This is a genomic window from Rathayibacter sp. AY1B6 (assembly GCF_002932755.1).
Taxonomy (GTDB): Bacteria; Actinomycetota; Actinomycetes; order Actinomycetales; family Microbacteriaceae; genus Rathayibacter.
The window spans coordinates 20,751-33,129 of the sequence record NZ_PSWL01000035.1; the positions used below are offsets into that span (position 1 = coordinate 20,751).

The following is a 12,379-nucleotide window of genomic DNA, read 5'->3' on the forward strand; positions in this document are numbered from 1 at the left end:
GACGTCCGCGGGGAGAGGCCGGGCATCCGAGCGGCCGGCCGAGCCGTCCCGCAACCCCCAGCGGGGGAACGCCTTTGGCGGCATCATGTCCGGATGGATCACCGCGACGACCGACTGTCGACCGAGCCCGGAATCGCGCGCCCGGACGCCGTCCAGCGCTCGCGGATGCGCGAGCAGGTGCCGTCCGACGACGTCGCCGCGCGGCTGCTGACGAAGGAGGCGGCGCACCGGGTCTCCCGCCGCTGGCCGCTGATCTCCGCGTCGCTCGCGATCCTGCTCACGGTGCTCCTCGCCGTGCTGATCGCCTTCCGCCCCACCTCGGCCTTCCGCTTCGACGTGGAGTGGATGGACGAGATCGTCGAGCACCGCTCGCCGGTGTGGGACATCCCGGCCCTCGTCATGAACACGGTCGGCGCGGGACTCGTCGGCACGACGCTCATCCCGCTCGGCATCGTCGCCGTGCTGCTGGTGTTCCGGAGGCGGTGGGCCGCGCTCTACTACGCGATCGCCGCGCTGGTCAGCGTGGGCGCCACCCAGCTCGTCAAGGAGCTGGTGGGACGCGCCCGCCCGGCCGACATGCTCGTCACCAGCGACTACGGCTCCTTCCCCTCCGGCCACACCGCCAACGCCGCGACGACGGCGATGGTGCTGGCCCTGGTGTTCCCGCTGCTGTGGGTCTGGATCGCCGGCTTCCTCTACACCGTGGCGATGATGGCGAGCCGCACCTACCTCGGCGCCCACTGGCTGAGCGACACCGTCGGCGGCCTGCTGCTCGGGATCGGGGTGGCGCTCGTGGTCTGGGCTCCGCTCGCCGGCCGCCTGCGCACCGAGGCCGAGCTCCCGCACCCGCCGATCTGGATCCGCCGCACCACCTGACGCGCGCAGACCCTCCCCGTGGGAGGGCCGGGGGATCGCGGGGTCCGTCGTCCGCGGCGCCCGAGGAGCGCGGAGGCCTGCCGATCAGCCGAAGGCGGAGAGGGAGTCGAGCTCATTGAAGGTGTAGACGTGCAGGCCCGCGAGGCGGTCGCCCGCCGCCGCTTCCAGTCGCGCGACGAAGGCGGACGGGTCGAAGCGGCGTCCGCGGAGCAGCCCGCCGGCCACTGAGGTGCTCCGCTTCAGGAAGCCGAGCGAGGAGCCCACTCCGATCCGCGCGCCGAGCGCCAGCAGCCGCGAGCGCTCGACGGGCCCCGGCACCCCCGCCCACAGGTCGGCGGTGATCCCCGTCTCGCGGAGCCGGTCGGCGTAGCGGACCACCGCGTCGACGTCGAAGCACATCTGCGTGACGACCGAGCGGATGAACGGAGCGCGCTCGCGCAGGTGCCGCTCGATGCTCTCGTCGGAGAGGTGCGGGTGGCCCTCGGGGTAGCCCGCGATGTCCAGGGCCAGCCCGGGCGAGATCTCGCGGGCGTCGCGGATGAGCTCGAGGCTCGTGGAGTAGGTGCCCGCCGCCGAGGACGCGTCGCCCGAGATCACGAACGCCTCGTCGATCCCCGCCTCGCCCATCCGACCGAGGACCCGCTCCAGCGCGCCGCGGCCCCCGACGTTCCGCGCCGCCAGGTGGGGCACCACGCGGAATCCGCGGCCGGCCAGTGCGACCGCGCAGTCCACGGTCCGCCCGGTCCCGTGCTTCGGCAGGCTCGTCACGGTCAGCGTCACCGCGGAGGGGTCCGGGAACGCCCGCGCGGCGCGCTCGCCGATGTCGTCGGCCGGGATGATCTCGAAGCGCGCGCGGGTCATCGGCCCAGCCTGCCACGCGGAGGCGGAGCGGCGCGGGCGGTCGCCGCGCCGCACGAGTGTCGGAGGGGCGCCCTAGCCTGGAGCCGATCGCCGCCCGGTGGTCGCGGAAGGAGTCGCGTGTACCTGGAGTCCGGCCGCGTGGTCACGAGCCCCACCGACCTGTCGAACTGGGCGGCCTGCGAGTGGGCCGTCCTCCGCCGGTTCGACGCCCTCCTGGGCCGCGCCCCGCGACTCGAGGCCGAGAAGGACGCGATGCTCGAGCGCACCGCGGTGCTCGGCGACGAGCACGAGCACCGCTTCCTCGCCGCGCTGAAGCGCACGCACGAGGTGCTCGAGTTCGAGCGCCCCGAGCCCGCCGGCTACCCCGCGGCGGCCGAGGCGGCCGTCGAGGCGATGCGCGCCGGGGTCGACGTGCTCTACCAGGCCACCTTCTTCGACGGCGAGTTCCTCGGCTTCTCGGACTTCCTCCTCCGCACCGCCGACGGCGCCTACGAGGTCTACGACACCAAGCTCGCCCGGCACGCGAAGATCCCGGCGCTGCTGCAGCTCGCCGCCTACGCCGAGCAGATGCAGGCCCGCGGCATCCGGGTGGGGGAGCAGGTGCATCTCGTGCTCGGCGACGGCTCCGTCACCAGCCACGAGCTGGCCGTCGTCGCCCCGGTCCAGCGGGTGCAGCGCGCCCGGCTCCGCGCCGTGCTCGCCGAGCGCCTCGCCGCCGACGAGCCGCTGGCGTGGGGCGATCCGCGGTATCCCTCCTGCGGGCGCTGCTCCGTCTGCGCGCCCGAGGTCCAGGCGCACCGCGATCCGATCCTCGTCGCCGGGATGCGGCTCGACCAGCGCGCGAAGCTCGCGGCGGCCGGCGTCCTGACCCTCGACGCACTGGCCGAGCACGACGGCCCCGTGCCCGGCCTGGGCGCGGGCACGCTCGAGGGCCTGCGCGCCCAGGCGAGGCTGCAGCTGCGGTCGGAGTCGTCGCCGGTGCCGACCGTCGAGGTGATCGACGCCTCCGTGCTCGCCGCGCTGCCCGCCCCCGACCCGGGCGACCTCTTCTTCGACTTCGAGGGCGACCCGCTGTACACCGAGGACACCCGCGAGTGGGGCCTCGACTACCTCTTCGGCATGGTCGACGACCAGGAGCGCTTCACCGCGCTCTGGGCGCACGACCTCGCGGACGAGCGCCGCGCGCTCCTCGACTTCCTCGCGCTGCTGCAGGCCCGCCGCGCCGAGCACCCCCGGATGCACGTCTACCACTACGCCTCCTACGAGCGCAGCCACCTGCTCTCGCTCGCGCTCCGGCACGGCGTCGGCGAGGAAGAGGTCGACGCGCTCCTGCGCGACGGCGTCCTGGTCGACCTGTACCCGGTGGTGCGGCGGGCGCTCCGCGTGGGCTCGCGCAGCTACTCGCTGAAGAAGCTGGAGCCGCTCTACATGGGCGAGGAGGAGCGGGACGCGTCCGGCGTCACGAACGCCGCCGACAGCATCGAGATGTACGTGGAGGCGCGGGCGGCGCTGGAGGCCGATCCGGTCGACGGCCGGCGCCGGCTCGACCTCGTCGCCGAGTACAACGCCTACGACTGCCGCTCCACGCTGCGCCTGCGCGACTGGCTCCTCGAGCTCGCTCCGCCGCGCGAGGAGCTGCCGCCGCTGCTCGAGGTCGAGATCCCCGTGCCCCGCGAGCCGCACCCGGTCGCGGTTGCCCTGCTGGAGCAGGTCGAGGGGATCGAGCCGCGCGAGCGCACGCCCGACCAGACCGCGCTCGCCCTCGCCGGCGCGGCGATCGACTACCACCGCCGCGAGGCCAAGACCTTCTGGCAGGAGCACTTCGACCGCCTCCGGCAGCCGCTGGACGAGTGGGCGGACACCCGCGACGTCGTGATGATCGACCGGGTCGAGGTCGTCCGCGACTGGGCGAAGCTCCCGCGGGCCCGCACGCAGTCGCGCGAGCTGCGGATCCTCGGCCGGCTCGCTCCCGGCAGCCGGCTCGGCGTCGGCTCCTCGCCGTACCTGGTCTACGAGGCCCCGGCGCCCCCCGGTGCGCCCTCACCCGGTCCCGGTCTGCGCGGCGCCTCCGAGCGCTCCGAGATCCTCGCGGTCGACGACGACGGCGAGCGGATCGTCCTGCTCCTCAAGGAGGGCCTGAAGGCGGGGGAGGAGCCTCACGACGACGCCCCCGTGGCCCTCGCCCCCGCGCCGCCGCCGCGTGCCGCTCCCCAGCCCGAGGCGATCGCGGAGTGGGGCGCCGAGGTCCTCGACGCGCTGCCCGCGATGCCGGCCGACCCGGCGCTCGACGTCCTCCGCCGCGTGCCGCCGGCCGCCGTCGCTCCTGTGCAGGGCGACGACGTGATCGGCGCGGTCGTCACGACTCTGCTCGGACTCGACCGGGCGACCCTCGCCGTGCAGGGGCCGCCCGGCACCGGGAAGACCTACGTCGGCTCCCACGTCATCGCGCGGCTGGTGAACGAGCACGGCTGGCGGATCGGCGTGGTCGGCCAGTCGCACTCGGTGGTCGAGAACGTGCTGAGCGCGGTCGTCGGCCGCGGCGTCGATCCCTCCCGGGTGGCGAAAGTGCCCAGGAGCGGCACGTCGCCCGAGGCGCTCGAGGCCGCGCCCTGGGCGCCGGTGAAGAACGCGGCGGCACTCACCGCGGTCCTCGAGGAGGGCGGCGGCTGCGTCATCGGCGGCACCGCCTGGACCTTCGCGAACCCGGTCACCGTGCCGCGCCGCTCGCTCGACCTCCTGGTGGTCGACGAGGCCGGGCAGTTCTCGCTCGCTCCGACGATCGCGTCCGCCGTCTCCGCTCAGCGCCTGCTCCTGCTCGGCGACCCTCAGCAGCTGCCCCAGGTGAGCCAGGGCGCGCACCCGGAGCCGGTCGACGAGTCGGCGCTCGGCTGGCTCGCCGACGGTCACGACGTCCTCCCGCCCGAGTACGGCTACTTCCTCGCGCAGACCCACCGGATGCACCCGGCGCTCTCCGACGCCGTCTCCGAGCTCTCCTACGAGGGCGCGCTGCAGTCGCGGGCGCCGGAGGTGCGCCACCTGGAGGGGGTCGAGCCGGGCGTGCACTCCGTCCCGGTCGAGCACGCGGGCGACACCACCTCCTCGCCGGACGAGGCGAGGCGCGTCGTCGAGATCGCCCTCTCCCTCGTCGGCCGCACCTGGACCGACGAGCACGGCGAGCGGACGCTGACAGCGGCCGACGTCATCGTCGTCGCGCCCTACAACGCTCAGGGCGGGCTCCTCCGCGCCGCCCTCGACGCCGCGGGCCTCGAGGAGACGCCGGTCGGCACGGTCGACCTCTTCCAGGGCAGGGAGGCGGTGGTCGCCATCGTCTCCCTCGCCGCGTCCTCGGGGGCGGACGTCCCGCGCGGGATGGAGTTCCTCCTCCTGCCCAACCGCCTGAACGTCGCGGTCTCGCGGGCGAAGTGGGCGGCGTACCTGGTGCACTCGCCGGCGCTCGCCGCCTCGCTCCCGACCTCGCTGACCGGCCTCGAGCACCTCTCCGGCTTCCTCCGCCTGCTCGAGCGGGGAGAGCGGGCCGCCCTGTGACGGATCCGGTGGCCGAAGGAGGCGCGCCACTCCGATTCCGTCGGTGTTCGGCATGGTGGACGACGCGATCCGTCGCTACGGTGTCCCCATGAGAATCCTCCTGGTCGGCGCCGGCGGCGTCGGCGACGCCTTCGCGAAGATCGCCGCGCGCCGCTCCTTCTTCGAGCAGATCATCGTCTGCGACTACGACCTCGCCCGGGCCGAGCGCACGGTCGCCTGGATCGCGGAGCGGCACGGTGCGGACGACCGCTTCGTCGCCGCGCGGATCGACGCCTCCGACGCCGAGAACGTCGAGACCGTCGCCCGCGCGCACGGGGCGACCCACGTGATGAACGCGGTCGAGCCGCGCTTCGTCCCGACGATCTTCGCCGGAGCGCTCGCCGCCGAGGCCGACTACCTCGACATGGCGATGAGCCTCTCCCTCCCGCACCCCGAGCAGCCCCACGAGCTGACCGGGCTCAAGCTCGGCGACGAGCAGTTCGCCGCCGCGGAGGAGTGGTCCTCCCGCGGCCGCCTCGCCCTGGTGGGCATGGGCGTGGAGCCGGGGCTCTCCGATGTCTTCGCCCGCTACGCCTCCGACCACCTCTTCGACGAGATCGACGAGCTGGGAGTGCGAGACGGCGCGAACCTCGTCGTGCACGACGCGGACGGCCGCGAGATCTTCGCTCCGTCCTTCTCCATCTGGACCACGATCGAGGAGTGCCTGAACCCGCCGGTGGTGTTCGAGCGCGACCGCGGCTGGTACACCACGGCCCCCTTCTCGGAGCCCGAGGTGTTCGAGTTCCCCGAGGGCATCGGTCCGGTCGAGTGCGTGAACGTCGAGCACGAGGAGGTGCTGCTGATGCCGCGCTGGCTGGACGCGAAGAAGGTCACCTTCAAGTACGGCCTCGGCGAGCAGTTCATCGGCGTCCTGCGCACTCTCCACCTCCTCGGCCTCGACAGCACCGAGCCCCTGCGGGTCCGCTCGGCCGGTGGTCCCGTCGAGGTGTCGCCGCGCGACGTCGTGGCCGCCGCTCTGCCCGATCCGGCCGGCATCGGCCCGCGGATGACCGGCAGGACCTGCGCCGGCCTCTTCGTCTCGGGCACGAAGGACGGCGCTCACCGCGAGGTGTACCTCTACCACGTGAGCGACAACGAGTGGACGATGGCCGAGTACGGCACCCAGTGCGTGGTCTGGCAGACGGCGCTCAACCCGGTGGTCGCGCTCGAGCTCCTCGCGACCGGCGTGTGGACCGGCGCCGGAGTGCTCGGGCCGGAGGCGTTCAGCGCCGACCCGTTCCTCGAGCTGATGGCCCGCCCCGAGGCCGACGGCGGGTACGGACAGTCCTGGCACGTCCGCGAGGACTGACCGGCGCCGCCGACCCTAGGCTGAGCCCATGAGTGACGACGACGGGCTCGCCTCGGCGAGGGACGAGGCGCGCGCGGCCCTGGAGGCCGCCCGCCGACTGCAGGCGGAGGCCGCCGAGGCCCTGGCGCGAGCGGAGGCGGCGGCCGCGGCGCTGAACGCGGCGGCCGGCCCGGAGGAGGCGGAGGCCGTCGCGGACGACGTGCGGCTGGTCGCGGCGTCGGAGAGCGGAGCGGAGCAGTCCGCCGCTCCCGTTGCTGCTGACGCCGTCGCTGCGGTCTCCGTCTCCTCCGGTCCGGTTGCTCCGGGGGCCGATGCTCCGCCCGTCGTCGCTCCGGAAGCCGCTGCTCCGCCCGCGCCCTCCGCGCCCGCCCCGGCCCCCGGCCCGCTCCCCGAGAGCGCCGTCGACGCGGTGCGCGCCGGGTACGCGTTCTCCGGCCCGGCCCTCGAGCTCGGCGCCCTCGTCAACGGCGACGCGCGGATCGACGTCCCCGTCCGCATCCCGCTCGGCATGCTCAACCGGCACGGCCTCGTCGTCGGCGCGACCGGCACCGGCAAGACCAAGACGCTGCAGGTCCTCGCCGAGCAGCTCTCGGCCCACGGCGTCCCCGTCTTCGCTGCGGACATCAAGGGCGACCTCTCCGGCCTCGCCACTCCGGGCACCGCGACCGACGCGCTGCTCGCCCGCACCCGCGGCATCGGCCAGGACTGGCGGGCGGAGGCGGCCCCCGCCGAGTACTTCGCGCTCGGCGGCATCGGCACCGGCATCCCTGTCCGCGCCACCGTCACCGGCTTCGGAGCACTGCTGCTCGCGAAGGTGCTCGGCCTCAATCACACGCAGGAGTCGAGCCTCGGCCTCGTCTTCCACTACGCCGAGAGCGCCGGCCTCCCGCTCGTCGACCTGTCCGACCTCCGCGCCGTGCTCACCTACCTCGTCGGCGACGAGGGCAAGGCCGAGCTCGCCGAGCTCGGCGGGCTGTCGAAGGCGACCGCCGGGGTGATCCTCCGCGAGCTGATCGCGTTCGCCGACCAGGGCGCCGACGTGTTCTTCGGCGAGCCCGAGATCGACACGGCCGAGTTCCTCCGCCTCGCCGCCGACGGGCGCGGTGTCGTCAGCCTCCTCGAGGTCCCCGGAGTCGCCGACCGCCCGGCTCTGTTCTCCACCTTCCTGATGTGGCTGCTCGCCGACCTCTTCAACGACCTGCCGGAGGTCGGCGACCTCGACAAGCCGAAGCTGGTGTTCTTCTTCGACGAGGCGCACCTGCTCTTCCGCGACGCGTCGAAGGACTTCCTCGCCGCGATCACCCAGACCGTGCGCCTCATCCGCTCCAAGGGCGTCGGCATCGTCTTCGTCACGCAGACCCCGAAGGACGTGCCCGGCGACGTCCTCGCCCAGCTCGGCTCCCGCGTGCAGCACCAGCTCCGCGCGCACACGCCGGACGATGCCAAGGCCCTCCGCGCCACCGTCTCGACCTACCCCGAGAGCGACTACGACCTCGGCGAGGTCCTCCAGGCGCTCCCCATCGGTGAGGCGATCGTGACGGTCATGAACGAGCGCGGCGCGCCGACCCCGGTCGCCTGGACGCGTCTGCGCGCCCCGCTCGGCTCGATGAAGCCCACCCCCGAGGCCGACCGCGAGGCGAGCGTCCAGCGCTCGCCGCTGCTCGCGCGCTACGGCACGTCCCTCGACCGCGACTCCGCCCGCGAGATCCTCACCCGCCGACTCGACGCAGCCGCGGACGCCGAGGAGGCCCGCGCCGCCGCCGAGCAGCAGGCCGACGACGACGCCCGCCGCGCGAAGGAGGACGTGCGCCGCGCGAAGGAGGAGACCGCGGACGCCGCCCGCCGCGCCAAGGAGCGGGCCGCCGCTGAGCGCGCCGCCGACCAGGCCGCCGAGCGCTCCCGGCGGCGCACGGCACCGACCTCGCGCGGGACCCGCACCGCCCGCCGCGACAAGACGGTCGTCGAGGAGGTCCTGGGCTCGAGCGCCGGCAGGACCCTCCTGCGGGAGGTCGTGCGCGGGATCTTCGGGACCGCTCGACGGCGCTGACGCGGCCGGGCGGCTCCGGGAGACGAGGCGCTAACGGGAGCGTGTTAGCGTCGGTAGCGTGAGTGAGAGCGGGACGACGCGGGAGCGGATCCTCCGGGCGACGGTGGAGCTGCTGGCGGACGGCGGGCGGGACGCGGTGTCGACGCGGGCGATCAGCGCGGCGGCGGGGGTGCAGGCGCCCACGATCTACCGGACGTTCGGCGACCTGCGCGGGCTGCTCGACTCGGCCGCGGCAGCCGGTTTCGCCACGGCTCTCGCCGACTTCGAGCGGAGCGAGGCGCCGGCCGACCCGGTCGACGCGCTCCGGGCCGCCTGGGACCACCACGTCGCCTTCGGGCTCGCCGAACCGCACCTCTACGCGCTGATGTTCACCGCGCGGCCGGGGGAGGAGTCGGAGGCGGCGCGCCTGTCCCGCGGCGTCCTCCTCGACGCGGTCCGCGCCGTCGCCGAGGCCGGCCGCCTCACGGTCGACGTCGAGCGCGCCTCCCGCCTGCTCCAGTCGGCCGCACTCGGCTGCACCCTCACGCTGACCGCCCTCGCCGACCCGGACGACGAGCTCTCGTCCCGCTCGCGCGAGTCCGTCCTCGCGGCGATCACCACGGCGGAGGCGGGCCCCACCGATCCCGCCGCCCGCGCGGTCGTCGCGCACGCCGTCGCCCTGCGCACCGCGCTGCCGCAGATCGAGCCCTTCAGCGCGGGGGAGCGGCTCCTGCTCGACGAATGGCTCGAGCGCATCGCCGACTGAGCATCCGCGTCGCCGCGGCTCCGTGTCGCCGGCCGCTCGTCCGCGATGTCGTTATACGGATGGCGACGGGCACGATCCGGTGCCGGCACCTACGGTCGGACCATGTCGCGATCCATAGCCGAACTCTTCTTCCGCCCCGTCTGCGCCGCCTGCTCGGCCCCGCTCGTCGCCCGCCGTGGCGCGTTCTGCTCCGACTCCTGCGCGCGGACGAATCACCTCTACGGCTGATCCCGCCTTCGGCGCGACTCCTCGGCGGCCGATCACGCAGGCCCCGCCCGATACGGATGCTCGCGCCCATGGGTCGAATGCCGCCCACGGGTTAAACAAAACGGTGCCCGTGCTGGCGAGAGCAACGGGCACCGTTCGCGGAGGATGGGGGATTCGAACCCCCGAGGGCTTTCACCCAACACGCTTTCCAAGCGTGCGCCATAGGCCACTAGGCGAATCCTCCTGGCACGACCTGAGCCGCGACTCATCGATACTAGCCGGTGTCGGAGACTCCCGCTGACCACGACCCCGACACGCCCCGCTCTCCTCGGCCGCCGTCGTCGGTTAGACTGACACCCGGCTCCCCGCGTGGCGCCATCCAGGCCAACTCCCCCAGGGCGGAAACGCAGCAAGGGTAACCGGGCTCTGGCGGGTGCGCGGGGGGTCTTCTTCCGTTGACGGGCCGCGGTGGCGGCGGAGGCTCCTCCACAGTCCTCCGACCTGCACGGACTCCCATCCCTGGCCTCTACCCAGCCAGCCGGAGGGACCCCCTCGGTAGGCTGGATCCGATGGTTCAGAGCATCTACATCTCGTCCGCCGAAGGTCATTCGGGCAAGTCCACGGTCGCCCTCGGCGTCCTCGATGCGCTCAGCAGCCAGGTGCAGCGGGTCGGCGTCTTCCGCCCGATCGCCCGCTCCACCTCCGAGCCGGACTACGTGCTCGAGATGCTGCTCGGCCACTCCGACTCGGGCCTCGCCTACGAGGACTGCATCGGCGTCACCTACGAGGACGTCCACGCCGACGGCGAGGCGGCGCTCTCGCGGATCGTCGAGCGCTACAAGGGCGTCGAGGCGCGGTGCGACGCGGTCGTCATCCTCGGGTCCGACTACACCGATGTGGGCAGCCCCACCGAGCTCGGCTACAACGCCCGCATCGCCGCCAACCTCGGCGCTCCGGTCCTGCTGGTCCTCACGGGCCGGGACTCGTCCCGCAGCGAGCAGCTGGGCCAGGCGCCCGCGCGCACTCCCGAGGAGATGCGCCAGATCACCGAGCTCGCCTCCGTCGAGCTGCGCACCGCGCACGCCAGCCTCATCGGAGTGATCGCGAACCGCGCCGATCCCGACACCGCCGCCGACGCCGTCGCCGCGATCCGCGAGAGCATCCCCGCCACCGTCCCGGTCTGGGCGATCCGCGAGGACCCGTTCCTCGTCGCTCCGAGCCTGTCCCGCCTGGTCGAGGCGGTCGACGGTGTCGTCGTCGCGGGCGATCCGGAGCTGCTCGGCCGCGAGGCGCTCGGTGTGGTGATCGCCGGCATGTCCATGGTCAACGTCCTGCCGCGGCTCACCGAGGGAGGCGTCGTGATCGTCCCCGGCGACCGGCCCGAGGTCGTCCTCGCCGTGATCATGGCGTACGCCTCCGGCACGTTCCCCACCGTCACCGGCATCATCCTCAACGGCGGCTTCGAGCTGCCGGAGCCGATCGTCCGGCTGATCGAGGGCGTCGACAGCCGCGTGCCGATCGTCATGACCGAGCTCGGCACCTACGACACCGCCGTCCGCGTCACCGCGGCCCGCGGGCGACTGGCTGCCGACTCCCCGCGCAAGCGCGACACCTCCCTCGCCCTCTTCCAGGAGGCGGTCGACGCGGTCGAGCTGCTCACGCTGCTCGACGTCGGCCGTTCCGAGGTCGTCACGCCGCTGATGTTCGAGTACGGGCTGATCGAGCGCGCGCGCATCGCCGACCGCCACATCGTCCTGCCCGAGGGCGGCGACGACCGGATCCTCCGCGCCGCCGCGACCGTGCTCAAGCGCGGCATCGCGCGGCTCACGATCCTGGGCGAGGAGGCCGAGATCCGCGCCCGCGCGGCGGGCCTCGGCCTCGACCTCGACGGCGCCCGCGTGCTGAGCACCCTCGACCCGGAGCACCGCGCGCGCTTCGCCGAGGAGTACGCCCGCATCCGCGCGCACAAGGGCATCACCTACGACCACGCCTACGACACGGTCACGGACGTCTCCTACTTCGGCACGATGATGGTGCAGCTCGGCCTGGCCGACGGCATGGTCTCGGGGGCCGCGCACACGACGGCGCACACCATCCGCCCCGGCTTCGAGATCATCAAGACGAGCCCGGGCGTCTCCGTCGTCTCGAGCGTGTTCCTGATGGCGCTCGCCGACCGGGTCCTGGTCTACGGCGACTGCGCGGTGAACCCCGACCCCACCGAGGCTCAGCTCGCCGACATCGCGATCTCGTCCGCCGAGACCGCCCAGCAGTTCGGCATCGACCCCCGCATCGCGATGCTCTCCTACTCCACGGGCGAGAGCGGAGCCGGAGCCGACGTCGAGAAGGTCCGCGCGGCGACGGCTCTGGTGCGCGAGCGCCGGCCCGACCTGCTCGTCGAGGGCCCGATCCAGTACGACGCGGCGGCGGACGCGGCGGTCGCGGCGTCGAAGATGCCCGGCTCCCAGGTCGCCGGACGCGCGACGGTGTTCATCTTCCCCGACCTCAACACGGGCAACAACACGTACAAGGCCGTGCAGCGCTCGGCCGGCGCCGTCGCCATCGGGCCGGTCCTGCAGGGCCTGCGCAAGCCGGTCAACGACCTCTCCCGCGGCGCGCTCGTGCAGGACATCGTGAACACCGTCGCGATCACGGCCATCCAGGCCGCGACGCAGGCCATCGTCCCGCCCACCGCCGCCATCCCCGTGGTGCGCTAGCGGCGACCCCGCCGCCGCCCCTCCCGACCCCGATC

Annotated in this window: 8 protein-coding genes, 1 tRNA gene and 1 other RNA gene; 8 read left to right on the forward strand and 2 right to left on the reverse strand. The window is 73.8% G+C overall.

The window, feature by feature from the left end:
* Positions 1–93 precede the first annotated feature (93 nt).
* The gene (locus C5D08_RS15520; RefSeq protein ID WP_258067432.1) at positions 94–876 is read left to right on the forward strand and encodes a phosphatase PAP2 family protein; all 783 of its coding nucleotides are present in this window, start codon (positions 94–96) and stop codon (positions 874–876) included.
* An 84-nt stretch (positions 877–960) separates the two neighbouring features.
* On the opposite strand, the gene C5D08_RS15525 is transcribed toward C5D08_RS15520, so the two are convergent.
* Entirely contained in the window at positions 961–1,737 is a 777-nt protein-coding gene (locus C5D08_RS15525; RefSeq protein WP_104277787.1) for a methylenetetrahydrofolate reductase, read from the reverse strand.
* Positions 1,738–1,854: 117 nt separating this feature from the next.
* Between C5D08_RS15525 and C5D08_RS15530 the strand changes: the two genes are divergently transcribed.
* From C5D08_RS15530 to C5D08_RS17440, 5 genes are all read left to right on the forward strand, one after another.
* Positions 1,855–5,283 carry a bifunctional RecB family nuclease/DEAD/DEAH box helicase gene (locus tag C5D08_RS15530; RefSeq protein WP_104277788.1) on the forward strand — a complete coding sequence of 1,143 codons (3,429 nt, stop codon included), beginning with the start codon at positions 1,855–1,857 and terminating at the stop codon, positions 5,281–5,283.
* Positions 5,284–5,371: 88 nt separating this feature from the next.
* Positions 5,372–6,631 (forward strand): saccharopine dehydrogenase family protein, encoded by a 1,260-nt coding sequence (locus tag C5D08_RS15535; RefSeq protein WP_104234533.1) that lies wholly within the window; start codon positions 5,372–5,374, stop codon positions 6,629–6,631.
* A 28-nt stretch (positions 6,632–6,659) separates the two neighbouring features.
* On the forward strand, positions 6,660–8,678 hold the full coding sequence (locus C5D08_RS15540; RefSeq protein WP_104277789.1) for a helicase HerA-like domain-containing protein: 2,019 nt from the start codon (positions 6,660–6,662) through the stop codon (positions 8,676–8,678).
* 58 nt (positions 8,679–8,736) lie between these two features.
* Positions 8,737–9,423 carry a TetR/AcrR family transcriptional regulator gene (locus C5D08_RS15545; RefSeq protein WP_104277790.1) on the forward strand — a complete coding sequence of 229 codons (687 nt, stop codon included), beginning with the start codon at positions 8,737–8,739 and terminating at the stop codon, positions 9,421–9,423.
* Positions 9,424–9,525: 102 nt separating this feature from the next.
* A complete protein-coding gene (locus tag C5D08_RS17440) occupies positions 9,526–9,651 on the forward strand; it encodes a hypothetical protein (protein ID WP_258060618.1) in 126 nt (41 codons plus the stop codon).
* A 138-nt stretch (positions 9,652–9,789) separates the two neighbouring features.
* On the opposite strand, the gene C5D08_RS15550 is transcribed toward C5D08_RS17440, so the two are convergent.
* Positions 9,790–9,874 (reverse strand) — tRNA-Ser (locus tag C5D08_RS15550).
* A gap of 112 nt (positions 9,875–9,986) precedes the next feature.
* On the opposite strand from C5D08_RS15550, the gene ffs reads away from it, so the two are divergent.
* Together ffs and pta are read left to right on the forward strand one after the other, a co-directional pair.
* Positions 9,987–10,083, forward strand: an RNA gene (ffs, locus tag C5D08_RS15555) — signal recognition particle sRNA small type.
* 116 nt (positions 10,084–10,199) lie between these two features.
* Entirely contained in the window at positions 10,200–12,344 is a 2,145-nt protein-coding gene (gene pta / locus C5D08_RS15560) for a phosphate acetyltransferase (protein WP_104227473.1), read from the forward strand.
* Positions 12,345–12,379: the final 35 nt, after the last annotated feature.

Coding starts and splice junctions, on each gene's coding strand:
- C5D08_RS15540 (WP_104277789.1), top strand. CDS start 6,660: ATGAGTGACGACGACGGGCTCGCCTCGGCGAGGGACGAGGCGCGCGCG.
- C5D08_RS15525 (WP_104277787.1), bottom strand. CDS start 1,737: ATGACCCGCGCGCGCTTCGAGATCATCCCGGCCGACGACATCGGCGAG.
- C5D08_RS15520 (WP_258067432.1), top strand. CDS start 94: ATGGATCACCGCGACGACCGACTGTCGACCGAGCCCGGAATCGCGCGC.
- pta (WP_104227473.1), top strand. CDS start 10,200: ATGGTTCAGAGCATCTACATCTCGTCCGCCGAAGGTCATTCGGGCAAG.
- C5D08_RS17440 (WP_258060618.1), top strand. CDS start 9,526: ATGTCGCGATCCATAGCCGAACTCTTCTTCCGCCCCGTCTGCGCCGCC.
- C5D08_RS15535 (WP_104234533.1), top strand. CDS start 5,372: ATGAGAATCCTCCTGGTCGGCGCCGGCGGCGTCGGCGACGCCTTCGCG.